Genomic DNA, 25,561 nt, shown 5'->3' on the forward strand with positions numbered 1-25,561 from the left:
GGCGGGGTCTTCTGCTATCTGCAACTCGTCTCTGAACAGACGCTGCATGGAACAGACATTGCATGGGATCTGTCGCCGCAGGATTCACAAAACTTCGATATTCTTCAACGGCAACCGGAGCCTGTACGGTCCGCGGGTCAATGAAGATCCGCGGACACCTGCGGGGGGGGGGGAGTCAGCTTACTTGCCGAACACCCCTGAAACAATCGACGACACGATGGACATGATGAGCGAGCCGAGCACCGACCACCAGAACCCGTCGATGACCACGCCCACGTCGAAGAACGAGAAGGCGAGCCACGAGGCGAGCTCCATGAACAGCCAGTTGATCACCAGCGCGACGAATCCGAAACTCAGCAGCGAGAAGGGGAGTGCCAGCAGGTGCACGACCGGTTTGATCGACGCGTTAATCAAAGCCATGAACAGAGAGAACGCGGCGATACCGAGAATCGGCGGTTCGCCTTTCGCCTGCATGCCGGGCAACAACGCGACCATGACTCCGACGGCGATGGTCATAATCAGCCAGTTGATGAGAAAGCTTTTCATGCCGTCAGTCTACAGCACACGATCAGATATCAGAAGGAATCTGGGCATCACTGACCGCAGAATGCCTGGCGGAGCATGGTGGCGTACACCGGGCGGCCTTGCGGCGTCAGATGCGTGCCGTCGTCGTACAGGTATTCGCTGTGCCCTTCGCTGGTGCCGTACCAGTCGATGATGCCGACATTGCTGTGGCTTGTCGCGAAGGAACGCAGAATCGCATTGTTCTGATCCTGCCACGAGACTGGAACGCGCAAGGTGAGGAAGTACACCGGCTTGCCATCCATCGCATCGACGATGCTTTGCAATTCGGCCTCGTCGCGAATCGGTCCGTTGTCGCCGAGCGCGACCACGACCACGCTGCCGCCTTGTCCTGCCCCGGCATGTTGGGCGTAGATTCCCGGGGCTGTGGTGATCTGCCGGCTGACCTGCGCATCAATGACGGCTTTGGGCATGATCTGCTGGATGATATCCGCGGCTCCCAAAGCCACGGAATCCCCGATGATCAATGGGTCGGCGCTACACACACCGGTCGCCGCATCAAAAGTCCACGACGACAACGGAACGCCTGCCGGCACTTTTTCGGCATGTGCGTTCATTTTCGGCGTGGCGGGGGCCTTCGAAGGAGTTTGCTGGGCGTTCTTGGACGAGCCTGAAGCCGAGGGCTTGGACGATGGGGAAGCGGCGTGTCCGGCGGAATCTGGTGCCTGGGACGCTCCCGCGGACGGTGACGAACCGGTGACACCAGTGAGGGCCTTCTTCCCTGCGAGGCTGGCTTCGCCTGCGATTTCCGGCCGCAGCTCGATTGAACGCTGTTCAACGATGCCGTTCCAGTCGAACGGCAGGCACCCGACGATGATGACAGCGACCAAACCAGCCGCAGCCATCACCTTCGCCGCCGGCTGCACATCTGCTAGATATGCGCGCACGGTACATCCGGCGCCTGTCACCACCAGCCTCAGACCTGTCATGGCCTTCGGCTCCGCGTTGTTATCGTTGGGCTGACCCGCGCTACCATCGCCGCCGCCGGCAGCTGACTTCGCGCCTTTTTCTGTCGCCTCGGAAGCGGTTCCGGCCGTGGTGCCCCGATGCACCGGGACTTCGATGAATCGGTGGATGAGTTCCGCCGCGCCTGCAATCACCGCGAACTGCAACAGCCAGCCCCACCACGGCATCGTGGTCGTGCGTGTCGCCGGATTCATGATCTCCAGCAGCGGGAAATGGATGATGTACACCGCGAACGCCCGCGATCCTGCGACGACCAACGGCTGGCACCCCAGAATCGCCGCCGTGACAGACCCGCGTACTGTGCAGGCGGCGACCAGCAACGCCGCCAAGATGGCCGCCACCAGATAGCCGCCGCGGTACATCCATATGGCCTCGCCATCGACAACTGCGACGCCGGCTGCCAGGGCGAGCAGTGCGATCAACGCAAATATGTCGGACATGCCGATGGTCGCACCTCCTACGGTGGTGCGATAAGTCATGCGCTTGACCAACCGGTTCACCCACGCCCGTGCCGGAACCCGCTGTCCGGTTCCGTCGTTCGCGGAGTCGTCGGTGGCCGCACGAAGCCCTGGCTTGGTATCTTTTGACACAGGCGCCGCGGCACGGTCCGCGAGCAACAGTGCGAGCTCGGCGCCGACCAGCAACTCGGCCGCGCGCGTATCAAGACCGTAATACAGGTGCGCGGTATCGTTCCCGTTGAAGGAAAGCGCCCCCATGGCGACGGATGAACCAAGAATCAGGAACAGCACCGCCGCGTGCATCATCCAGCGGGTACGGCAGATGCGGTGCAGCAGCAGCAGGATCGCCGGCCACAGCGCAGCGAACTGCATGACAATCGCCACAAACCACAGCGGGGTCAGGGGAGAAGGCAGGCCAGCCGCGGCGAAATACGGCAGTTTGCGGAAGATATAAACCCAGTTGACCACGAATGTTGCCGCAGGCAACGCGTCCGCCCGCGCCTTGAGCAGCAGCGAAGGGGAGAACAAGTACACGAGCGGAATGGTCAATGCGATGGATGTCAAGACCATCGGCCACAGCCGTTTGAACCGTTTGAGAACGTATGAACCGTACCGGAAGCCACCGCGTCCGATCGCGCGCTCAATGCTACGGGTACTCAAGAAACCGGTGATGACAAAGAAGACTGTCACGCCGAGGAAACCGCCGGAGAGCATGGATGGACGCGTATGGAACAGCACGACTGACACAATCGCAAGGGCGCGCAACCCATCGATGCCACGGTATCGACCGCCGGCATGCACTGACATGTCTTCGTGCGACTGGTGTTCGCTGATACCGGCTTGACTTGCCATGGTTCCCTTCCTTGCGTTCGATGCGTTAGATATTTGTACAAACCGCTACAGACGTATCCAAAAACGACACGCCGGTGCGACATGCGCACCTACGGACACGCGGCTATAGCATGGGTGTCATGAAGTTGCATCTGTATCTGGTCCGCCATGGCCAGACCTATTTCAACCGCTACAACCGGCTGCAAGGCTGGTCAAATTCCCCGCTGACCGAACAGGGGCTCGCCGACGCTGAACGCGCCGCTCGCAAGCTCGAAGGAATCCAGTTCGCCGCCGCATACTGCTCTGACACCACGCGCGCGGAACAGACGGCACGAATGATCCTCGACGTGAACGAAAGCCACGGCCATAAGCGCCCGACACTGATCGCTGATATGCATTTCCGCGAACAATACTACGGGTATTTCGAAGGACAAGATATGTCCGCCTCCTGGTGGGCGGCGGGGGCTCCTCATGGCGCCGGAACCTATCAGAAGATCGTCTTGCAGTATGGACTCGCCGCGACCCGTGATTTCCTCAAACAGGCCGATCCCTTCCATGATGCTGAATCAGACGAGGAATACTGGAACCGGATCGAAGGCGGGTACCGGCTCATCGCGTCCAATCACATGCTCCATGACGGTGACCGCGTGTTGCAGATCTCTCACGGCAACACCCTGCTCAGCCTCATGCATCGTTTCGCCCCGGACGGCTATGACCTGTCCGAACGACCGGGCAACGGCAGTGTGACACAGCTTGACTTTGACACCGAAGCCCCATTCGATACGGCGCTGAGCGTAATTTCCTACAACAATTGACCTGTGCGCCCGGGGGCGATAGATTCGTCAACAAGGCGCGCGTCTCGCCCGCCTACTAGGCTTGACCCGGTATCGTAGCGCTGTACGCGCGTGAGCAGAAAGAGGTTCGCATGGGTGTTGGAGACATCGCCGGGCTGATTGCGGCAATCGCATTCGCGATTCTTGTCGGCTTCCTTATCTACCCGCTGATTCGGCTGGGCAAGCTGTTCGACCAAATCGCCATCACCGTCAAGGAGTCGGGTGACCACGCCATCCCCGCCATTGACGAGGGGGTCACCACAGTCAAGCAGGTCAACAAGTCCCTGGCTGATGTCAATCGCATCTCCGATTCCGCATCCACCACGGTAAACAACATCACCGCGCTGACTGATTTGTACGGTTCATTCCTCGGCAAGCCGGTCATCAAAGCTGCATCTACGGTGTATGCGCTCAAGTCGACGGTTCAGCAATTCTTCTCCAAGAAAACCGCACGCAAGCAGGTCGTGCCCACCAAGCCGGCTGACGCCAAGACGCGGGCGAAGGCCCCAACGAAGTAACCGGGCAGGCAGACAAGGAGCATCATGAAAAGAACGTTCTGGGTGGCAGTAGGCGTGGTCATCGGTGTGGTGGCCGTCGCCAAAGCCCAGGCTTATGTCAAGGCCAACACCCCTGATAACGCAAGGCAGTTCCTGCTCGGCCCCGATCAGGACAACGTCCTGCAACGCACGCTCGCCGGTCTCATCGAGGATTTCAACACGACCCGCAAAGCGCGCGAAGCGGAGTTAAACGCACAGTATTCAGGTATTTCAAAGTAACAGGTGCCGCACCAGTCTGGCATCAATAACGCAGGCCCACGCCGCAACCGCGAGCCGCACACAACACAAGGAGTCATCCCGCTTATGCGCACAGCAGACATCGCAAAGCGTTACCTCACGTATTTTCAGAAGCACGGCCATTTGGTCATGCCGTCGGCTTCGCTCATCTCACCGAACCCGACAACCCTGTTCACCATTGCAGGCATGGTGCCGTTCATCCCGTACCTGCTCGGTGAGCAGACGCCGCCCGCCACGCGCGTGACCTCGAACCAGAAGTGCGTGCGTACGCTCGATATCGACGAGGTCGGAAAAACCACCCGCCACGGCACCTTCTTCCAGATGCTGGGCAACTTCTCCTTCGGTGATTACTTCAAGGAGGAGGCAATCCATTACGCGTGGGAGCTGTTGACCACCCCGCAGGACCAAGGCGGCTACGGTTTCGACCCCGAAAAGCTCTGGGTTACCACCTTCACCGACGATGAGGAAGCGCGTTCGATCTGGAAGAACGAAGGCTTCGACCCCGAACATATGCAGGTGTTCGGTATGGAAGACAACTTCTGGACCACTGGCGGCCCCGGCCCCGGCGGCCCCTGCTCCGAGATTTACGTTGACCGCGGCCCGGAATACGGCCGTGATGGCGGTCCCGCGGCTGACGAAAACAGGTTCATCGAAATCTGGGATCTCGTTTTCGAAAACTACGAGGTTGACAACGTCAAGTCCAAGACCGACCTGCATATCGTCGGCGAGCTGGAACACAAGAACATCGATACCGGCGCCGGTCTGGAACGTCTCGCGTACCTCATGCAGGGCAAACAGAACATCTACGAGACCGATGAGGTCTTCCCGGTCATCGAGGCCGCGGAGAAACTCTCCGGCCGTACCTACGGTGAAGACGCTGACGCGGATGTGCGCTTCCGCGTCGTGGCCGATCATGTGCGTTCCGCCCTCATGATCATGTCCGACGGCGTGCGTCCGAGCAACGTCGGTCGTGGCTACGTGCTGCGTCGTCTGCTGCGCCGAACCGTGCGCTCCATGCGTATGCTCGGCGTGCGCGACCACGTGCTGCCCACACTCTTCCCGGTCTCTGAAGCGGCAATGGAACCGAATTATCCGGAACTCAAGGACACCTTCCATGAGGTTTCGGAATCCGCATACGGTGAGGAAGACGCCTTCCTGAGGACCCTGGAAAGCGGCACCACGATTCTTGACGTCGCGGTCGATCAGGCCAAGCGTAATCATGGTGAAGTCTCCGGTGAGGACGCCTTCAAGCTCCACGATACCTACGGCTTCCCGATTGAGCTCACCCTTGAAATGGCCCAGGAACAGGGCGTTAAGGTCGACGAGGCGAAGTTCCGCGAGCTCATGCACGAACAAAAGTCCCGTGCACGCGCCGACGCACTCAAGAAGCGCCACAACGTTGATCTGAGCGTCTACGACGATTTCAAGAAGACGCTCGCCAAGCCGATCGACTTCCTCGGATACACCGATTTTTCGAGCCGTTCCACCGTGCTCGGCATCATGCAGGAAGGCAAGGGTTCGGTGCCTGCGGTGACCGGCCCGGCGAACGTCGAGGTCATCCTCGACCGCACCCCCTTCTACGCCCAGGCTGGCGGTCAGCTCGCCGACCAGGGCGAGATTATCTCCGACGACGGCGCGGTGCTTGAAGTCGACGACGTGCAGAAGCCCATCAAGGATCTGATCGTCCATCAGTGCCGTCTGACCGAAGGCACGCTCGTGGTCGGTGCCGCGGTCAACGCGAATATCGACCTGCAGCGTCGTGGCGCCATCGCTCGCGCTCACACCGCAACACACATGGTGCATAAGGCTCTGCGCGAAGAGCTCGGCCCGCAGGCTACCCAGCGTGGCTCCGAAGATGCCCCGAACCGTCTGCGCTTCGATTTCCAGTGGTCCAAGGCCCCGAGCAAGACCGTCATGGACGCTGTGGAGGCGCGAGTCAACGACCGTCTGCGCGACAACCTTGTCGTCACCACCAAGGAAATGAAGTTCGACGACGCTATTGCGCTCGGCGCGATGCATCTGTTCGGTGAGAAGTACGGCGATATCGTGCGTGTCGTGTCCATCGGCGAGGACGGCTGGAGCCGCGAGCTGTGCGGTGGTACCCACGTCGACCATGTCGGCAAGATCGGCCAGATCAGCATCATGTCCGAAGCCTCCATCGGCTCCGGTGTTCGCCGCGTGGATGCTGTTGTCGGCCAAGGCGCCTATGAATTCAACGCCCGTGAGCATGCGTTGGTCTCGCAGTTGTCCGACAAGCTCAACGCCCGTCCGGACGAGCTCGCCGATCGTGTCAATACGCTGCTTGCCAAGCTCAAGGAATCCGATCGTCGCCTGTCCTCTATGTACGAGGCCCAGCTTGCAGCTGCCGTCCCTGAGCTTGTGAAGAAAGCCCAGGCTTCGAACGCGCCTGTTACGGTCGCCTCGAAGAATGTCGGTCATTTCGGCTCGTTCGACGCGCTGCGCAAGACCGTCCTCGACATCCGTGGCCGTCTTGGTGACGATAAGCCGGTTGTAGTTGCCCTTGCCGGCATCAGCAGCGATGACAAGCCGATGGTTGCCGTGGCGACCAATGAATCCGCACGCAAGCTCGGCATCAAGGCGGGTGACCTCGTGCGCGGTGCGTCCAAGATGCTCGGCGGCGGTGGCGGCGGCAAGCCTGATTTCGCCCAGGGCGGCGGCGCTGACGCGAGCAAGATCGATGCCGCGTTGAGCTCTCTTGCCGACGAGGCGATGAGAGGCTGACCACACGATGGTGTGGCTTGGTGTCGATCTCGGTGAAGCCCGGGTCGGACTCGCATTGTCCGACCCCGAGCTCACCTTCGCACACCCGATAGGCAATATCAAAGTCCACGGCAATGCCATGGACGCCATCGAGGATGTCATCGACATCATCGAACGAGAGCAGGTGGAACGCATCATCGTGGGCGTTCCCCTGCTGCTCAGTGGCAAACAGGGAGAAAGCGCGCGCAAAGCGCAAGGCTGGACGCGCGAACTCATGTCGCGGCTGCTGGAGTACCGTAACACCGGGCAAATCCAGCTCAACGACGTGCCGATTGTAGAGCTGCAAGACGAACGGCTGACTACCGTCGCAGCCCACCGCCAGCTGAGCGATAACCAGATTTCAACACGTGACCACCGTCCGATGGTCGATCAGCAATCGGCGGTGCTGATCCTTCAATCAGCGTTGGACGCCCGTCATGCCGATGCCATACCCAGCAACGAGGCTGCGTAGGCCGGCGAAAGGAAGAGAAGAGACCATGCCAGATGATTTCCGCGAGTTCTTCGAGGAACGCACGCAGTGGACCGATACCGATGGCTCTGGAGACCATACGCATCCCCACGGTACCGCCGACCTTAGCGATGCCAACGATGAAGTGCCTCTGTCACGGCGCCAATTGCGCAAATCGCACGAGAAGCGTCGTAACCAGCAGATCATTCGTATCGTGGCGATTGTGGTCGTCGTGGCCATGGTTGTCGGACTGCTGGTATTCGGCTATACAAAACTCAAGTCTTGGCGTAATGCCCGTGAACGCGCATCGCAGGCGTTGACCGCCGATTATCCCGGACCGGGTACCGGCAAAGTGGAATTCACGGTGGAAAGCGGCGAAGGGCCGGCGGAAATCGGGAATAATCTGGTCAAGGCCGATGTCGTAAAATCGCAGGCCGCATTCACCAGCGCCGTGGCCGCCAACAACAGCACGTTGTATCCCGGCACGTACGAACTGAAGAAGCACATGGCCTGCGCCGACGTCATCGCGATTCTTTCCGACCAGTCCAAGGCCACCGGATTCCTGCAGGTCAAGGCAGGAGAACGGGTTTCGCAGGTCATCGCCGACGCCGCCCAGCTGTCGGGCATCAGTGCCGACGACTTTAATGCGGTCATCAACGGCGGCGGTGCCGGAATCCTTCCCGCGGAAGCTGGCGGCAAATTCGAAGGTTGGTTCGAGCCGGGCACCTACAACGTGAAAAACCGCAATTCAGCTAACGACATCATTAAAGAGATGGTTGACAAGCGCGTTGAAAAGCTGGATTCGCTGGGGGCGCCCACAGGGGCGGACCGCGAGAAGATGCTGATCATCGCTTCAATCGCCGAATCTGAAGTCAATGCTGACGAATACTACGGCAAAGTGGTGCGCGTCATCCTCAACCGGCAGGCCAAGAACATGCCGCTCGGCATGGACTCCACCGTCGCCTACGGTTTGGGAACCACCGCCGACAAACTCACCGACGCCATGCTTCAGGATGCGTCAAACCCGTATAACACGCGTGTCAATACTGGCTTGCCGCCTACGCCGATCAGCAATCCGGGCGAATCGGCAATCAAAGCCGCCATGAATCCTCCCGAGGGGGATTGGCTGTACTTCGTCACCGTGAATCTCACCACCGGTGAGACGAAATTCGCCACCACCGAGGATGAGTTCTGGAAGCTGCGTGACGAATACAAGAGTTCGAACAGCAACGCGAACTGAGCAGGCGGCACGTGTGCATCCGCGTCTTTCGTGTCCATATAGAAGACGCAGATGCACACGTGGGGCGGGTTGACGCTATTATTCGAGAAGCTGCGCCAGCTGCAGGGCACGAGCGGAATCATGCATTCATGCCATGCGGCAGACGGACATACCGAAAAACGACAGACAAGCCGGCATTTGAGCAAAGGAGACGACATGTTGCGTTGGCAGACCGCAGGGGAGTCACATGGTGAAGCGCTCGTCGCGATGATGGAAGGGCTGCCTGCCGGCGTGCGGGTCTGCACGAAGGATATCTCTGCGGCTCTTGCCCGGCGTCGTCTCGGCTACGGGCGTGGCGCGCGAATGAAATTCGAACAGGATCAGGTGCGCCTGCTGACCGGTGTTCGCCACGGCTCCACCTTGGGCTCGCCGATCTCCATCGAAATCGGCAACACCGAATGGCCTAAATGGACCGAAGTCATGAGCGCCGACCCGCTTGACCACGAATTGCCTGACACCGGCCGAAATGCGCCGCTGAGCCGTCCCCGACCTGGACACGCGGACCTGACCGGCATGCGCAAATACGGTTTTACCGACGCCCGCCCGATTTTGGAACGGTCCAGCGCTCGTGAAACAGCATCCCGCGTGGCTTTGGGCGCGGTGGCCGCGAATTTCCTCGAACAGGCGCTGTCCATTCGCACGGTTGCGCACGTCATCTCCATAGGCGGTGTCGGTATTGACGAGGATGCTCCGCTGCCGGTCCCGGATGACCTCGACGCACTCGATGCGTCACCGGTCAGAACCCTGGATAAAGACGCCGAAAAGCGCATGATGGAACGCATCGACGAGGCGAAAGCGTCTGCCGATACACTTGGCGGTGTCATCGAGGTCATCGCGTACGGCGTTCCCGCAGGACTGGGTACGTACGTCGAATCAGACCGCCGTCTCGATGCGGCACTGGCCGGCGCCCTGATGGGCATCCAGGCGATTAAGGGCGTCGAAATCGGCGATGGATTCAAGGAAGCAGACCGTCCCGGCTCCCTCGCCCATGATGAGATTGTGGTGAATGATGACGGCCGTATCAGTCGTCTGAGCAATCGTGCTGGCGGTATCGAAGGTGGTATGTCCAACGGCGAGCCCATCCGCGTGAGGGCTGCAATGAAGCCGATCCCGTCGATTCCGAAGGCCTTGCGCACCATCGACGTGCTGACGGGCGAGCCGGCACAGGCCATCAATCAGCGGTCCGACAACACGGCAGTCCCGGCGGCGTCGGTCGTCGCCGAAGCGATGGTGCGGCTGACCTTGGCGCAGTTCGTCCTTGAGAAATTCGGCGGTGACAATATCGCCGAAACGCGTAGAAACGCCGAGAACTATCTCGCCTCCTGGCCCGAGCATCTGCGCTGAGCGTCGCCCAGTGGCAAGTTCGCATACATCGGTAGGGATTTCACTGATTACAGAGTGAGGATGGTATGACTGAGCATCGTCATGGCGGCCACGGCAATCGCCATCATGGTCAACCTCGTCGGTCAGGCAAATCACGGAACACGCCTCGTATAGCTGAGCCGCCGGTGGCAGTGCTCATCGGCATGCCTGGAGCTGGAAAAACACGTGTGGGCGGCGAAGTCGCACAGATGCTGGGAGTTCGGTTCACTGATTCGGACGAGGTGATCGAGCAGCGTGCTGGCATGCGTATCACCGAGTATTTCAGCGAGTACGGCGAGCCGAAGTTCCGTGAGCTGGAATCGCAGGTCATCGCCGATTTGTTGCGCACGGCCGGTGGTATCGTCTCGCTCGGCGGGGGAGCGCCCATGACCGAGTCCGTCCGCCGCAATCTGCAGAAGTATATCTCGCAAGGCGGCAAAGTCGTCTATTTGCAAGCCGATCCGCAGGAAGCGATGGAGCGGGCGCGCCGGGGCGGCAACAGGCCGATGCTCGCCGGTGATGCCGCCGCCCGTTGGCGTGCCTTGTACGAGGAACGCGACCCAGTATTCGACGCTGTCGCGAATGTGCATGTGCATACCCGCGGATCATCGCCGCAACATGCGGCAAGGAAGGTGATGGATATGGTCATGGAACATGACGTACATGTCACAGGCGCGTCAATCACGCCGTACGATGTGCGCATCGGCGTCGGGACATCGAATCATCTCGCCGAAGTGCTGGGCGACCGGCCGGTGAGAATTGCCCTGATCCATACGGCGCCCGTACAGCGGCATTCTGATCGTGCGCGCGCTCTGTTGCGCCAGGCCGGGTACGAGGTCAGTGACGTGCTGATTCCGGACGCCGAGGCCGGCAAGACCATCGAAGTCGCCAACGGCATCTGGCAGCGGCTCGGCAACGAGGGGTTCACCCGTTCGGACGCCGTGGTCGGCTTGGGCGGCGGCGCGGCGACCGATCTTGCCGGATTCGTCGCGGCGACTTGGATGCGCGGCATCCGCTACGTGAACTGCCCGACATCCCTGCTGGCGATGGTGGATGCTTCAACCGGCGGGAAAACCGGTATCAACACGCCGCAAGGCAAGAATCTCGTCGGCTCGTTCTACACGCCTGCGGGTGTGCTCGCCGATATGCGAACCCTGGAGACTCTGCCCAACGATATCTTCATCGAAGGCCTGGGCGAAGTCGCGAAATCCGGATTCATACGCGATCCTGAGATTCTCAGCATTCTGGAGGATCATGCCCAGGAATTGCGCGAGTTCGACGGTTCCACCTTCCTCGGCTCTCCGCTCGAGGATGTTGTCGCAGAACTGATTGAGCGTACGGTGAAGGTCAAAGCCTATCACGTGTCCAACGACCTGTGCGAAGCCGGGCTACGTGAATTCCTCAACTATGGGCACACGCTCGGTCACGCTATCGAACAGATCGAGCATTTCAAGTGGCGGCATGGCAATGCGGTTGCTGTCGGATGCGTGTTCGCGGCGGAACTGTCCAGTATCCTCGGGTATATCGATCAGGATCTCGTCGACTATCATCGTCAGCTGCTCGGTTCGCTCGGCCTGCCGATTTCATGGTCGGGCGGCGATTGGGACAGCGTGCTCACACTCATGCACCGCGACAAGAAGGCGCGCGGCAACACCCTGCGTTTCGTGGTGCTCGAAGGTGTCGGCCACCCGATCCATCTGGACGATCCGCCTATCGAGGCAGTGCATGAGGCGTTCGAGCGGATCCGTTCTGCGCACTGAACGCCTCCTGCGATTGCCAAGGATTCGGTAACAAGCGAAAGGACAGCAATGGCACGACATGTTCTTGTGGTCAATGGACCCAATCTCGGGCGTCTTGGCGTCCGCCAGCCCGATGTGTACGGGCATCAGGACCTTGAAACGCTGCGCAAGGATTGCACGCAGTGGGGGCAAGAACTTGGTCTGGATGTGGAAGTTCGGCAGACCGATGACGAGGCGGAGATGATCCACTGGATGCATGAGGCCGCGGATGGCGCCATTCCGGTCGTCATGAACCCGGCGGCGTTCACGCATTACAGCTACGGCCTCGCCGACGCGGCGCATATGGTTGGTGATGCCGGCGTGCCACTGATGGAGGTGCATATTTCGAATCCCGCGGCACGCGACGAGTTCCGCAAGCGTAGTGTCATTTCACCGGTGGCTACGGGAACCATCACAGGCATGGGATTCTTCGGGTATCGTCTCGCCCTCGAGGCGGTGGCCCACATCATCGGCCAAGAAGCCTGAATTCCACCCCGGATCTATTAGCTTAGCCCCGACGATTGTTGAATCGTCGGGGCTTGTTGTTTTTCATGCGCGTAGCAGCAGAGGATTGCGCGCGTGTGAGTCGCCACGAACCGGCACGGCAACGGGTTGACAACCGGCATGACAACGTTTTGTGTGAAGCGATTCAGAAAACACTGACCGTCGTCTCATGAAACAATGTCAAACAGTGTTGAAGAATGGCGGTCTTTCAACAATCGCACCGTTGCATTGGTGTTGCGGAACAATCCCGATATCATGAAAATACCTGATACAAACGTATGCAATCCGATGACGGACCTCCCCAGGTGGTCGTGGTCACACGGCCGGAGGGCATGCGATACAGCCACAGCAGGCTACGCGCAATCCGGCGCGATTTCCTGTACGGGCATCTCACAGTTGAGAATTGGAAGGATATATGGCCATTCAACGATTCAAAACAGCGGCATGCAAGACGCTTGGCGTCGCCGTGTGCACTGCGATGGTCCTTGGTGCCGGGGCGTTGACACTTCCTGTCAACGCGCAGGCAGAGGATCAAACCTCGACGAGCTCCGGCTCGTCCACGTCCAGTGTCACCGCCTCAACCGCGGCAAGCTGGGTCAACAGCGATGTCCAGGTCATTGCGTTCCAGCAGACCTGGAACACCATCGCCAAGGAATGCAAGGACACCTACGGCCCCGAAGACGTAGGCTACGTCGAAGTGTCCCCGCCCCAGGAATCCATCAAGGGAAGCTCCTGGTGGACTTCATACCAGCCGGTGAGTTACAAGCTTGATTCAAAGCTGGGCACCGAAGCTGAATTCAAGAACATGATCACCGTCTGCAAGGCGCAAGGTGTCGGCATCATCGCCGATGTGGTCATGAACAACACCGCCGCTCCCGACAATAAAGGCACCTTCACCGGCACGAACGGCAGCCAGTACACGCCCGATGCCGGCTCATTCCCCGGATTCGCGACATCCACGTATCCTGACGGTTTGACTGCTGCGGACTTCCACACGTGCACCAAGGAGGTTGCGGATTATAAGAATCAGGAGGAGGTCCAGCAATGCCGTCTGAACGGCATGCTTGATTTCGATTCCGAATCCGATAAGGTGCAGGACATCGAAGCCGACTATATGGCCCGCATGTACAACTACGGTGTAATCGGCTTCCGTATCGACGCCGCCAAGCACATCAACACCGACAGCCTCCACGCGCTGAAAGCCAAACTTGCGCAGAAGATCGGCAAGAACGCATCCGATATCTACTGGATCCAGGAGGTCATCGGCAATGGCTCCGAAGCCGCCGGCATCCAGCCGCCGCATTATACACAGAACGGTACGGTGACCGAATTCGGATTCAAGAGCGAAATGAGCCAAGCGTTCAACAACAACGTCACTTCGCTCAAGGACTTGGCCAAGCGACTGAGCGGCGACCTATCAAGCAACGATGCGAACGTATTCGTCACCAACTGGGACACCGAGCGCGACAACGGCACCATCACGTACAAGGACAGCGGCAAGTACCAGCTCGCCAACGCGTTCATGCTGGCCTACGGCTACGGCACACCGCGCCTGATGTCAGGATACAAGTTCGACAACAGGGATGCCGGTGCGCCAGGAGCCACCGACACGACGGTCCCGGATGTTGACATGAACAAGGCCTGCTCCACCAACACGGGCGACTGGAACTGCGAGCAGCGCTGGACCTCCACGCGCGGCATGATTGCCTTCCACAAATACGTCGGCGATACCGCGACCTCACCGGTCAAAGACTGGCAGTCCAACGGCAACGACAGCATCGCCTTCTCGCGCGGCACCAAGGGCTTCCTGGCGCTCAACAACGGCACCAAGGCGCTTGACGTCACTTACGACACGACGCTTCCGGACGGCGAATACTGCAATGTGTTCTCCACCCAGGATTGCTCCCAGACCGTGACCGTCTCCGGCGGCAAGGTCAAGACCACCATCCCGGCCCGTTCGGCAATCGCCCTGTACGGCGGCGCCACCAAGGCCAGCCATCCGGCGGCCTCGGCGACCACCGACCCGTCCGACCCGAAGGTCGAAATCAAGGACGAGGCCGTCAAGCCCACGGACACCACGCTCACCGTGTACTACAAGAACGACAACGGATACAAGCAGCCGTACATCCACTACGGTGTCGGCGAAACCTGGACCGACGTTCCCGGCAAGGCGATGACCTACGACAAGACGAGCGGCTACTGGAAGTACACCATCGAAACCGGCGGCAATACCGTGCAATACGTGTTCAACGACGGCAGCAACAGCTGGGACAATCCGAACGGCGGTGGCAATTACGAAGCCGCCAAGGGCATCGTCCAGCAGACCGTCACCGATCATGCCAGCACGGTCGGTTCGCCGAAAACATACCACCAGAACGGCAAGACTCGTTTGGTCGTCCATTACAAGGCGCCTGCGGGTGACAAGGCACGCGCCCTGTGGGTGTGGGGATCGAATTCCAACACCTCAGCGAAACTTGACGGACAGCAGATCGAGTTCTCCGGCACCGATTGCTGGGGCGAAGTCGCCACTGTCACCTTCGACGGTACGTACACCGATTTCGGTGTCATTATCAAGGGCAAGGATGACTGGAAAAAGGTCGGCCAGAATGACCGTAATGTGAAGGTCGCAGCGGACGGCACCGCAGAGATCTGGGTGGACGGCACCGCCTCGGATCTCGAGCAGACGCTCACCGTTGCCCCGGCCGACTACGTCAGCTCCTGCAAAGGGTATGACGTGAACATTACGGTGCACTACTACCGAGACGACGGCCTGTATTTCAACGCCGGCGACACGACGAACAAGACTCCGCAGTGGGACCTGTGGACATGGTCAGGTGCCGGCAGCGTTAATTCGCAGCAGAGCCTCACCAGTCATGATGACTGGGGTGAAATCAGCACGTGGACGCTGAAAAACTACAAGTATCCCACCGACACGTCATCTGGAGCCAGTGACATCGGCTTGCTGCGCCGCTACGGTGGCGATGCCTGGATCAAGGAACCTGATGGCGAAAACCACTTCATCCCGGCCGACTCCCTGGTGTTCGACTCCGCCACCAAGACCGGCAAGGCTGAGGTCTGGCTGGTCGCCGGCGACCCAACCGTCTACACCGCACAACCGTCCCTGACCGTTTCGGTGCGCAGCGCGGAAATCGCCGATGCCAAGAAGATCGCCGTCAAACTCAGCGGCGAGCCTTCCGGCGACGTGACCGCGACCGTCACAGACGAAAACCGCAAAACCGTTGACGTTGCCGACGTGAAAGCCGACAAGGCGACTGTGACCGTCACCACGAAGGACGCTCTCGCCGTCGATGGCGCGTACACCGTGACCATCAGCAACGACAAGGGCGACAAGATCGGTTCCGCCACTGCGGTTGCTGGTGCCATCGTGCGCACCGACGACTTCGACAAGACCTACGCCTACGACGGTGATGATCTTGGAGCCACGTGGACCAAGAGCAAGACCACCTTCAAGGTGTGGGCCCCGACCGCCAAGGGCGTGGACTTGGTCGTCTACAAGTCCGACACGAGCGCGGACGCCGAACAGGCCTATACCTCGCCGATGACCAAGGGCGACAAGGGCGTGTGGAGCGTCGCGGTGGACGGGGACCTGAAGGATACCGCCTACCAGTATCGCCTCACCTTCGCCGACGGCACGGTCAACTACTCGGCCGATCCTTATGCGACCGCTGCCGTGGTCAATGGCAAGCGTTCCGTCGTCCTGTCTGACGAGGAGAAGTCCATCAAGGACTTCGAGCGCATGCCGTCCTTCGGCTCGTCGTCCAACGCGGTGATCGCCGAGACCCACATCCGCGATCTGACCAAGAACGCCAACTCCGGTGTGTCAGAAGCCAATCGCGGCAAGTACCTCGGTGTTGTCGAAGCGGGTACCAAGAATTCTCAAGGCAAGGCGACCGGTCTTGACTACCTCAAGCAGCTGGGCATTACCCACGTGCAGATCCAGCCGATGTTCGACTATGCGAGCGTCGACGAGACCAAGGCACTGGATGATTCCAACTACAACTGGGGGTACGACCCGGAGAACTACAACGTGCCGGAAGGCTCGTACTCGTCGAACGCGAGTGATCCCGCCGCGCGAATCGTCGAAGCCAAGGAAATGGTCAACGGGCTGCACAACAACGGCCTGCGCGTCATCATGGATGTGGTCTACAACCATGTCGCCGACGCCTCGACGAACCCGTTCAACCTCACTGTCCCGGGATACTACTTCCGGTACAATGCGGACGGCTCCATGGTCAACAACTCCGGCTGCGGCAACGACACTGCCTCCGAACGGGCGATGATGCGCAAGTACATCGTCGATTCGGTCACGTATTGGGCGAAGAATTATAATATCGACGGCTTCCGCTTCGACCTCATGGGCCTCGAGGATCTCGAAACCATGAAGGCGGTGCGCGCGGCCCTCGACAAAATCGATCCGGGCATCATCATTGTCGGCGAAGGCTGGGATATGAATTCCACGATGGACAAGTCCAAGATGTCCATCCAGCCCAACGCCTACGAGCTGGACAACACCGGATTCAACGGCACCAAGACCGGTTCGACCGTCTCGTTCTTCAACGATTCGATCCGTGACGGTCTTAAGGGCTCCGTGTTCTCCGACACCGACACCGGCTTCGTTTCCGGCAAGGCCGACCAGGAGAAGCTGATTCTGCACAATATGCTCGGCTGCCCGTACGATTCAACCGAAGGCGCCACCACCTGCTGGAACGGCAATGCGCAGGACCACTACCAGACCGCCTCCCAGGTGGTCCAGTACGCGGAAATCCACGACAATCTGACCTTGTACGACAAGCTCGTCAAGTCGGTGCCGAACGATGACGAGGCGACACGCACCAAGCGCGCCGAACTCGCCGATTCCGCGCTGTTCCTGTCGCAGGGCATCTCTGAGATCCAGCTCGGACAGGAGTTCCTGCGCACCAAGAACGGTGACGGCAACAGCTACAAGTCCGGCGACTCGGTCAACGCCATTGATTGGGATCGTCTTAACGATGCCAACTATGGCGCGAACGCCGAGTATGTCAAGGGCCTGATCGCCCTGCGCAAGAAGATCGCGGCGTTCCGTATGTCAAGTTACGACCAGATTGCGCAGAACACCAAGGTCCTTGAGGCCAAGGACGGTGTGGTCGCCTACCAGGTCAAGGACGACGATGGCACGTACGTGGTTGTGCTCAACGCCAATGACACGGATGCCACAGTATCCGGCCTGACTGCCGGCGACTACAAGCTGCTGGTTTCCGATGGCGCGGTCACGGCTGATCCGTCCGAGGCGAAGACCGCCACGGTCTCCGATGCCGGATACACGGTCCCGGCCCTGTCCGCCGCGGTGCTCGCCTTCGCGCCGAAGGGAGCGACGGATACGCCCGGCGACAACACTGGTGACAAGGCGGCCCAACAGCCTACGCAGAAGCCGGCACAGAAACCCCAGGACAGCAAGTCCGCCGCACAGGCCGCAAACAAGCCTGCGGACCTTGCAAAGACCGGCGCTTCCGTCGCAGGTGCCATCCTCGTGTGCATGGCACTGGCTCTGGCCGGTGTGATGTCGCTGGCTGGGGAGCGCAAGGCAAGGAACGGCTCACATCGTGACTAGCCTGCTGCCTCACAACGCCTAGTCTGACTTCATGTCAGGCTGGCCCATCAACGGGTGACGAACGTATAACAGCGTTCGTCACCCGTTGTCATTGTTTGCGCTGGTTTGTGTCCTAATATGCTTGAGCGTCCACCACCCTCTGCGAACGTTTGCATGGCGAAGCTGCCCGTCATAGAATGCTGTCAGCCCATCCAACGGAGGAACCATGAAACAACGCATCAGAACCATTGTGGTCGCCGTGCTGTGCATCGCCGTCAGCGCAGGCCTTACCGTAGCGACATTCCGCACACCGACCGGTGTCCCCGCTGATTTCGATCCGGCAAGCTACCGCAGCGATGTCATCGTGACTATGTTCCAAGCCAACTGGAAGTCAGTCGCCAAGGAATGTACGGATACCCTCGGACCTGAAGGTGTGGCGTACGTTCAGGTCTCTCCGCCGCAGGAATCCATCAAAGGCACTCAATGGTGGACGTCCTATCAGCCGGTGAGCTACAACTTGAACTCCAAGGAAGGAACCGAACAGGAGTTCAAATCCATGGTCGCCACCTGCAAGGCCGCAGGGGTCGGCGTCATCACCGACGCCGTTATCAACCACACAACCGGCGTCGACCAGGGTAGCGGCACCGGTACCGGCGGCAGCTCCTTCGACGCGAAGGGCGATTTCCCCGCCATCGGATACACCGCGAAGGATTTCCACACCTGCGACACGGATGTCATCAACTACATCGACCAGGAGAACGTGCAGGATTGCCGTGTCTCCGGATTGCAGGACCTTGACACATCATCCGCCCATGTGCGTGACACGCTCGCTTCGTATTTCGCCAAACTCTTGAAATACGGCGTCGCCGGCTTCAGGGTGGACGCGGTCAAACACATCTCCAATACTGATGTCCTCGCCATCAAGAAACTCGTGGCGCAGAAGACCGGACGTTCCCTGAGCGACATCTGGTGGATGCAGGAGGTCATCGGCAATGTCAGCGAGGCCGCAGCCATCCAGCCGAAGAACTACACGCGTTCCGGGCAGGTGTCCGAATTCCAATACGCCTACCAGCTCAAGACCTTCTTCTCGAATTCGCTGGTCGGTGGCACCAAATCAATCAAAGACATCACGAGCAATCTGGTGCCCAGCGGTGACGCGGCGATATTCGTCACCAATTGGGATACCGAACGCAACGGCATGACCCTGACATACCGAGACGAAAACTCCTATCTGCTGGCCAACGCCTTCATGCTCGCCTACCCGTACAGCACGCCGAACATCTTCTCCGGCTACGAATACGAGAAATCTGACGACGGAGCCCCAGGGGCGACCAAGACATCCGTTCCCGACACCACATGCGGCACAGGCTCGGATTGGACGTGCACGCAGCGGTGGACGGCGATTCGCGGCATGATCGGCTGGCACAATGTCGCCGGGTCCGCACGTATGACCGACTGGCATGACGACGGCGATAACGTGATCGGCTTCGGCCGTGGCGCCCGGGCCTACATCGTGATCAACAACGGCGAGAACGACGCCACCGTGTCGTATTCCACGTCGATGCCCGCAGGCGACTACTGCAATGTCTACGCCAGCGGCGACTGCTCGTCGAAAGCGCATATCGGCATCGACGGCAAACTCAACGCGACCGTGCCCGCCGGTTCGGCAATCGCCATCCACGTGGCCGCCACGCCCTCCACCTGGCACGGCACCGCCGCCCGCGACGCCTCCGACCCAGATTGGTACGGAAACTGATATGTTCGCTCAACCCGCGTTGTCCCGTAATCAACGGCGGTAATCGGGGAGGAGTCGATTTCGTTGCGCACAGCCCGCTACCTGTCGTGCCGTGCGCAACGAAACACGCCGGGTCATGGCGAGATGATAGATTGGAGTTCCATGGCAAGAAGACAACATGGCAATGCATCGGAACACGTCACCAAGCATATTTTCGTCACCGGAGGCGTGGTTTCCTCCCTCGGTAAGGGGCTGACCGCCTCATCCCTCGGACGCCTGCTGCGTAGCCGCGGCATCCGCGTCCTTCAGCAGAAACTCGATCCTTACATCAACGTCGATCCTGGCACAATGAACCCGTTCCAGCACGGTGAGGTCTATGTCACCGAGGACGGCGCCGAAACCGATCTCGACATCGGCCACTATGAGCGTTTCCTCGATGTCTTCCTCAGCCAGAAGGCGAACGTCACCACTGGTCAGATCTACCAATCCGTGCTGCGCAAGGAGCGCGCCGGCGAGTATCTCGGCCAGTGCGTGCAGGTGATTCCGCATATCACCAACGAAATCAAGAGCCGTATGCGCGCCCAAGCCGCGGACGACGTCGACGTGATCATCACCGAAATCGGCGGCACGGTCGGTGACATCGAATCCCAGCCGTTCCTCGAGGCCGCACGCCAGGTGCGCCGCGAACTCGGCCCGGAGAACTGCATGTTCGTGCACGTCTCTCTGGTGCCGTACATCTCCGCCGCGCATGAACTGAAAACCAAGCCGACCCAGCATTCCGTGATGATGCTGCGCCAGCTGGGCATCACCCCGGACGCGCTCGTGCTGCGTTCCGACCGCACGCTCAACCAGTCCATCAAGGACAAGATTTCGCTTATGTGCGATGTCGACCCTGAAGGCGTGGTCAACTGCGTGGACGCCCCGAGCATCTACGACGTGCCGAAGATTCTGTTCGACGAGGGACTGGACGCCTACGTCGTGCGCGAACTCGGCCTGCCGTTCCACGATGTGGATTGGGCCGAGTGGGAGGATCTGCTCGAGCGCGTGCACCACCCCAAGCATGAGGTGAACGTCGCCATCGTCGGCAAGTACATCGATCTGCCGGACGCCTACCTGTCCGTCACCGAGGCAATCAAGGCCGGCGGTTTTGCCAACTACGCCAAGGTCAACGTCAAGTGGGTCGCGGCCGACCTGTGCGAGACCTGGGAAGGTGCGAAGGCGGCGCTCAACAACGTCGACGGCATCGTGATTCCTGGCGGTTTCGGTATCCGCGGCATCGAAGGCAAGATCGGCGCGCTGAAGTTCGCCCGCGAGACTGGCCTTCCGGCGCTCGGCCTGTGCCTTGGACTCCAGTCCATGGTCATCGAGTATGCGCGCGACGTGCTCGGCCTTGAGGATGCGAACTCCACTGAATTCGAGCCTGATTGCAAGAACCCGGTCATCGCCACAATGGAAGAGCAGAAGGACATCGTCGCCGGCCACGGCGATATGGGCCACACGATGCGTTTGGGCTCCTACCCGGCGAACCTCGAGGAGGATTCCTTGGTCGCCCAGCTCTATGGCAGCACCCACGTGACCGAGCGTCATCGTCACCGTTACGAAGTCAACGTCAACTACAAGCAGCAGCTGCGTGACGGCGGCCTGCGGATTTCCGGCGAAAGCCCGGACGGTGAACTCACCGAGTTCGTGGAGCTTCCGCAGGATGTCCACCCGTTCTACGTGGGCACCCAGGCTCACCCGGAGTTCAAGTCCCGCCCGACCCGTCCGCATCCGCTGTTCGCGGGTCTGGTCAAGGCGGCCCTGGATCATCAGGCTGCCGACCAAGACTAACTGTGACTGACGTGCGAAACAGCCGGCATCATTGACCGGAACCACGAATGCGCCTGCACATCCCAAGTTGTGCAGGCGCATTCATTTCGACACGCCTACACGTGTCACCATCCGATTTCGCATGAGGCGTAGTTCGGACAACCCCTAGTGTTTTCCGCCCCGGTCTGTTAGGTTAGCGATGGAACAACGAATGAATGGAGGCAGCGTACGGTGGCGAGCGAACACACACCAAACGCCGCGGAAGACGTGGAAATGAGCCAGTATGTGGCTGACCGTTCCCGCGTCAACGAGGACAAGATCAAGCAGGATGACGAGATCATCAGCCAGTTCGGTGACTACAACTACGGCTGGCATGATTCCGACGCAGCCGGCGAAGCGGCGAAGAAAGGCATTGACGAGAACGTCGTAAGGGCCATCTCCGCCGACAAGCACGAGCCGCAATGGATGCTTGACATGCGTCTGCGCGGCTACAAGGCTTTCGTCGACAAGCCGATGCCCTCGTGGGGCGTTGATTTGAGCGGCTTCAACGCCGACGATTTCAAGTACTATGTCAAGCCGATCAAGGAGCAGGCGAAGCGTTGGGAGGATCTTCCCGACGATATCCGCAATACCTACGACAAGCTCGGCATCCCGGAAGCGGAGAAGAAGCGTCTGGTCTCCGGCGTCGCGGCGCAGTACGAATCCGAGGTCATCTACAATTCGATTCGCGATGATCTGAAGAAACAGGGCGTGATCTTCGTTGACACCGATACCGCGGTCCGCGAATACCCTGATTTGGTCCGCAAGTATTTCGGCAAGGTCGTGCCGCCGGAAGACAACAAGTTCGGCGCACTGAACACCGCGGCATGGTCGGGCGGTTCCTTCGTCTACGTGCCAAAGGGCGTACACGTCGATATTCCACTCCAGGCCTATTTCCGCATCAACACGCCGAATATGGGTCAGTTCGAGCGCACGCTCATCATCGCTGACGAAGGCTCCTACGTGCATTACGTCGAAGGGTGCACCGCGCCGATATACTCAACGGACTCGCTGCACGCCGCCATCGTCGAAATAGTCGTCGAAAAGCATGCCCGCGTACGCTACACGACAGTGCAGAACTGGTCGAACAATGTGTACAACCTCGTCACTCAGCGCGCATACGTGCGTGAAGGCGGCACAATGGAATGGGTCGATGGCAACATCGGATCCAAGGCAACCATGAAGTACCCGGCATGCATACTCGCCGAGCCGTATGCCAAGGCATCCACCATGTCCCTCGGTTTCGCCGGCAAGGGGCAGTATCAGGATACGGGCGCGAAGATGATTCATCTCGCACCCCACACCAGCTCCACGATCGTGGCGAAGTCCATTTCACGCGGCGGCGGTCGTTCTGCTTATCGTGGACTCGTGAAAATCGTCGACGGAGCTGAAGGCTCGAGTTCGTCGGTCGTGTGCGATGCCCTGCTGGTTGATGATTTCTCTCGCTCCGACACGTATCCGCATGTCGATGTGCGCGAGGATGACGTATCCATGGCCCATGAGGCGACTGTTTCCAAGGTTTCCGAAGACCAGCTGTTCTATCTCATGAGCCGTGGTCTCGAAGAGAAGGAGGCCATGGGCATGATCGTCCGCGGCTTCGTCGAGCCGATTAGCCGCGAGCTGCCGATGGAATACGCGCTTGAGCTCAACAGGCTCGTCGAATTGCAGATGGAAGGATCGGTAGGCTGATCCATGGCAGAACAAGAGCAGAACACAATGCAGAACGTACAGGACGTACAATCGCAAACCCAGCCGAAGGATACGGAGATCAAGATCCCGCAAGCCGACCCGCATGACCCGTATGCGTTCCCCGCGGCCATGCCGTCGAGTGCGGACCGTGAACCACGTTCCTTCGAGGTGGGCGACTTCAAGCAGCCGACCCGAAAACAAGAGGATTGGCGATACACGCCGATTGAACGCATCGAGGAATTCTTCGACGTGTTCGAGCCGAGCGGCAAAACAAGCATCTCGGTCACCGACACCGAGGGACGTCCTGTCGATGCCGGGCATGTTGACGTGACACAGGTCGCGATGGGGGAGCAGCCCTCAGGAACCGTGATGATGCCGAACGACCGGGTTTCCGCGGTCGAATGGGCCAGCGGCAAGACGGCTACCGTAATACGCTTGCGCGGCGAAATCGACACGCCGGTGCTCGTGCATATCCACGGCGGCGGCAATGACCTTGATGCAGTCCATCTGGTCATCGTCGCGGAGGATCATGCGCATGGCGATGTTATCGTCGAACATGACGGTCTCGCCCGTATCGCTGAAGGCGTGGAAATCTCCACGGGCGCGGATTCTCATATCTCCACGACCTTCGTGCAAGAATGGGACAAGGGCTCCAAACATGTGGGCAACCACCGCATCCGTGTCGGGGCGGGAGCCTCGTTGCGGCATTCCGTGGTGACGCTCGGCGGTGACGTCGTGCGTATCCGCATGGACCAGGATTTCGGCGGCGCCCAAGGCGATCTCAACATGCTCGGCATCTATTTCGCCGACCCGGGTGAGCATATCGAGCATCGGACGATGGTCGTGCACAACTACCCTGAGTGCAAGTCCCGCGTCGTGTACAAGGGTGCGTTGAGCGGCAAGGGTGCGCATTCCACATGGGTTGGCAACGCGCTGATTGAGCCGACCGCCCCGGGCACGGACTCCTACGAGCTCAACAGGAATCTGGTGCTTACTCCGGGCGCCATCGCAGATTCCGAACCGAACCTGGAAATCGAGAACGGCAATATCGTCGGTGCAGGCCATGCCAGCTCGGTGGGCCGTTTCGACGACGAGGAACTGTTCTATCTCGAATCCAGGGGCATCAGCGAAACCGAGGCGCGCAAACTGGTGGTCCAAGGATTCTTCGCGGAACTCGTCGAGGAAATCGGCGTTCCCGCCATCGCACAGCACCTGATGAATGTGATCGACCGTCGCCTGGCACGAGGCGAGAACGCGGCCATGCAAGCCGTATTGGAGGAAAAGTAACATGCAGCATACTCTCGAAATCAAGGACCTCTACGCCTCTGTGGAAACCAAGGAGGGACGCAAGCAGATCCTCAAGGGGGTCAATCTGACCGTCCATTCGGGGGAGACCCATGCGATCATGGGCCCCAACGGCTCCGGCAAGTCCACCCTCGCCTACACGCTGGCGGGTCACCCGAAGTACGAGGTCGATTCCGGCCAGGCGTTGCTCGACGGCGTGGACATCCTTAAGCAGACGCCGGATGAGCGAGCCAAGGAAGGCCTGTTCCTCGCCATGCAGTACCCGGTCGAGGTGCCCGGCGTATCCATGACCAACTTCCTGCGCACTGCGAAGACTGAGGTTGATGGCAAGGCTCCCTCGATCCGCACGTGGACCAAGGAGCTCAACGAGGCGATGAAGCGGCTGCGCATGGATCCGAAGTTTGCGATGCGCTCCGTCAACGAAGGATTCTCCGGCGGCGAGAAGAAGCGCGCTGAGGTGTTGCAGCTCGAACTGCTCAAGCCGAAGTTCGCCATCCTCGACGAAACCGATTCTGGCCTCGACGTCGACGCTCTGCGTATTGTGTCCGAAGGCGTCAACCGCGCCAAGGAGAACACCGATCTGGGCATCCTCATGGTCACCCACTACACGCGTATCCTCAAGTACATCAAGCCTGACATCGTCCATGTCTTCGCCGATGGTCATTTCGTCAAGACCGGAGGCCCGGAGCTTGCCGACGAGCTGGAGGAGAACGGCTACGACGAATATCTGCCGGAAGGCAGCACGGAATCGGCGTTGGCCTGAACAATCTGAAAGACAAGG

General features: G+C 59.8%; 17 protein-coding genes. 15 read left to right on the forward strand and 2 right to left on the reverse strand.

Features of this window, described 5'->3' with window-relative positions; genetic code table 11:
* Nucleotides 1-180: 180 nt before the first annotated feature.
* Together CQR48_RS04365 and CQR48_RS04370 are read right to left on the reverse strand one after the other, a co-directional pair.
* On the reverse strand, nt 181-546 hold the full coding sequence (locus tag CQR48_RS04365) for a phage holin family protein (protein WP_101452120.1): 366 nt from the start codon (nt 544-546) through the stop codon (nt 181-183).
* 47 nt (nt 547-593) lie between these two features.
* Complete coding sequence (locus CQR48_RS04370; protein WP_244898936.1) at nt 594-2,858, reverse strand: acyltransferase family protein; 2,265 nt, start codon at nt 2,856-2,858, stop codon at nt 594-596.
* A 119-nt stretch (nt 2,859-2,977) separates the two neighbouring features.
* On the opposite strand from CQR48_RS04370, the gene CQR48_RS04375 reads away from it, so the two are divergent.
* The 15 genes from CQR48_RS04375 to sufC all read left to right on the forward strand — a co-directional run bounded on the left by CQR48_RS04375 (nt 2,978) and on the right by sufC (nt 25,543).
* Complete coding sequence (locus CQR48_RS04375; protein WP_015450484.1) at nt 2,978-3,652, forward strand: histidine phosphatase family protein; 675 nt, start codon at nt 2,978-2,980, stop codon at nt 3,650-3,652.
* 110 nt (nt 3,653-3,762) lie between these two features.
* On the forward strand, nt 3,763-4,188 hold the full coding sequence (locus CQR48_RS04380; RefSeq protein WP_015450485.1) for a DUF948 domain-containing protein: 426 nt from the start codon (nt 3,763-3,765) through the stop codon (nt 4,186-4,188).
* A 21-nt stretch (nt 4,189-4,209) separates the two neighbouring features.
* Nucleotides 4,210-4,446: a hypothetical protein gene (locus CQR48_RS04385; RefSeq protein WP_026650494.1), complete on the forward strand. Its 237-nt coding sequence runs from the start codon at nt 4,210-4,212 to the stop codon at nt 4,444-4,446.
* 84 nt (nt 4,447-4,530) lie between these two features.
* Nucleotides 4,531-7,206, forward strand: a complete 2,676-nt coding sequence (gene alaS, locus CQR48_RS04390; RefSeq protein WP_101452122.1) for an alanine--tRNA ligase — start codon at nt 4,531-4,533, stop codon at nt 7,204-7,206.
* 7 nt (nt 7,207-7,213) lie between these two features.
* A complete protein-coding gene (gene ruvX / locus CQR48_RS04395; RefSeq protein ID WP_015450488.1) occupies nt 7,214-7,696 on the forward strand; it encodes a Holliday junction resolvase RuvX in 483 nt (160 codons plus the stop codon).
* A 25-nt stretch (nt 7,697-7,721) separates the two neighbouring features.
* The gene (mltG, locus tag CQR48_RS04400; RefSeq protein ID WP_015450489.1) at nt 7,722-8,933 is read left to right on the forward strand and encodes an endolytic transglycosylase MltG; all 1,212 of its coding nucleotides are present in this window, start codon (nt 7,722-7,724) and stop codon (nt 8,931-8,933) included.
* A gap of 195 nt (nt 8,934-9,128) precedes the next feature.
* The gene (gene aroC, locus CQR48_RS04405; protein WP_033492686.1) at nt 9,129-10,316 is read left to right on the forward strand and encodes a chorismate synthase; all 1,188 of its coding nucleotides are present in this window, start codon (nt 9,129-9,131) and stop codon (nt 10,314-10,316) included.
* A gap of 65 nt (nt 10,317-10,381) precedes the next feature.
* Nucleotides 10,382-12,094 carry a bifunctional shikimate kinase/3-dehydroquinate synthase gene (locus CQR48_RS04410; RefSeq protein ID WP_371836379.1) on the forward strand — a complete coding sequence of 571 codons (1,713 nt, stop codon included), beginning with the start codon at nt 10,382-10,384 and terminating at the stop codon, nt 12,092-12,094.
* A 48-nt stretch (nt 12,095-12,142) separates the two neighbouring features.
* Complete coding sequence (locus CQR48_RS04415; RefSeq protein ID WP_044091998.1) at nt 12,143-12,598, forward strand: type II 3-dehydroquinate dehydratase; 456 nt, start codon at nt 12,143-12,145, stop codon at nt 12,596-12,598.
* A gap of 433 nt (nt 12,599-13,031) precedes the next feature.
* Nucleotides 13,032-18,224 carry a type I pullulanase gene (pulA, locus tag CQR48_RS04420; protein ID WP_101452123.1) on the forward strand — a complete coding sequence of 1,731 codons (5,193 nt, stop codon included), beginning with the start codon at nt 13,032-13,034 and terminating at the stop codon, nt 18,222-18,224.
* A gap of 205 nt (nt 18,225-18,429) precedes the next feature.
* Nucleotides 18,430-19,959, forward strand: coding sequence for an alpha-amylase (locus tag CQR48_RS04425; protein ID WP_101452124.1), 1,530 nt, complete (start codon nt 18,430-18,432; stop codon nt 19,957-19,959).
* 141 nt (nt 19,960-20,100) lie between these two features.
* Nucleotides 20,101-21,768, forward strand: coding sequence for a CTP synthase (pyrG, locus tag CQR48_RS04430; protein ID WP_015450495.1), 1,668 nt, complete (start codon nt 20,101-20,103; stop codon nt 21,766-21,768).
* A 252-nt stretch (nt 21,769-22,020) separates the two neighbouring features.
* Nucleotides 22,021-23,475: a Fe-S cluster assembly protein SufB gene (gene sufB / locus CQR48_RS04435; RefSeq protein WP_044086142.1), complete on the forward strand. Its 1,455-nt coding sequence runs from the start codon at nt 22,021-22,023 to the stop codon at nt 23,473-23,475.
* Between the two features lie 27 nt (nt 23,476-23,502).
* The gene (gene sufD / locus CQR48_RS04440) at nt 23,503-24,762 is read left to right on the forward strand and encodes a Fe-S cluster assembly protein SufD (RefSeq protein ID WP_101452219.1); all 1,260 of its coding nucleotides are present in this window, start codon (nt 23,503-23,505) and stop codon (nt 24,760-24,762) included.
* Nucleotide 24,763: 1 nt separating this feature from the next.
* Nucleotides 24,764-25,543, forward strand: a complete 780-nt coding sequence (gene sufC, locus CQR48_RS04445) for a Fe-S cluster assembly ATPase SufC (RefSeq protein ID WP_015450498.1) — start codon at nt 24,764-24,766, stop codon at nt 25,541-25,543.
* The last annotated feature ends 18 nt before the right edge of the window (nt 25,544-25,561 follow it).

The organism is Bifidobacterium thermophilum (assembly GCF_002846655.1).
GTDB lineage: Bacteria > Actinomycetota > Actinomycetes > Actinomycetales > Bifidobacteriaceae > Bifidobacterium > Bifidobacterium thermophilum.

Bases quoted from the DNA above. Each gene is read 5' to 3' on its own strand.
- sufD (WP_101452219.1), top strand. From the start codon at position 23,503: ATGCAGAACGTACAGGACGTACAATCGCAAACCCAGCCGAAGGATACG.
- CQR48_RS04380 (WP_015450485.1), top strand. From the start codon at position 3,763: ATGGGTGTTGGAGACATCGCCGGGCTGATTGCGGCAATCGCATTCGCG.
- CQR48_RS04375 (WP_015450484.1), top strand. From the start codon at position 2,978: ATGAAGTTGCATCTGTATCTGGTCCGCCATGGCCAGACCTATTTCAAC.
- CQR48_RS04425 (WP_101452124.1), top strand. From the start codon at position 18,430: ATGAAACAACGCATCAGAACCATTGTGGTCGCCGTGCTGTGCATCGCC.
- sufB (WP_044086142.1), top strand. From the start codon at position 22,021: ATGAGCCAGTATGTGGCTGACCGTTCCCGCGTCAACGAGGACAAGATC.
- CQR48_RS04410 (WP_371836379.1), top strand. From the start codon at position 10,382: ATGACTGAGCATCGTCATGGCGGCCACGGCAATCGCCATCATGGTCAA.
- ruvX (WP_015450488.1), top strand. From the start codon at position 7,214: ATGGTGTGGCTTGGTGTCGATCTCGGTGAAGCCCGGGTCGGACTCGCA.
- CQR48_RS04370 (WP_244898936.1), bottom strand. From the start codon at position 2,858: ATGGCAAGTCAAGCCGGTATCAGCGAACACCAGTCGCACGAAGACATG.
- alaS (WP_101452122.1), top strand. From the start codon at position 4,531: ATGCGCACAGCAGACATCGCAAAGCGTTACCTCACGTATTTTCAGAAG.
- sufC (WP_015450498.1), top strand. From the start codon at position 24,764: ATGCAGCATACTCTCGAAATCAAGGACCTCTACGCCTCTGTGGAAACC.
- pulA (WP_101452123.1), top strand. From the start codon at position 13,032: ATGGCCATTCAACGATTCAAAACAGCGGCATGCAAGACGCTTGGCGTC.
- CQR48_RS04415 (WP_044091998.1), top strand. From the start codon at position 12,143: ATGGCACGACATGTTCTTGTGGTCAATGGACCCAATCTCGGGCGTCTT.
- aroC (WP_033492686.1), top strand. From the start codon at position 9,129: ATGTTGCGTTGGCAGACCGCAGGGGAGTCACATGGTGAAGCGCTCGTC.
- pyrG (WP_015450495.1), top strand. From the start codon at position 20,101: ATGGCAAGAAGACAACATGGCAATGCATCGGAACACGTCACCAAGCAT.
- CQR48_RS04365 (WP_101452120.1), bottom strand. From the start codon at position 546: ATGAAAAGCTTTCTCATCAACTGGCTGATTATGACCATCGCCGTCGGA.
- mltG (WP_015450489.1), top strand. From the start codon at position 7,722: ATGCCAGATGATTTCCGCGAGTTCTTCGAGGAACGCACGCAGTGGACC.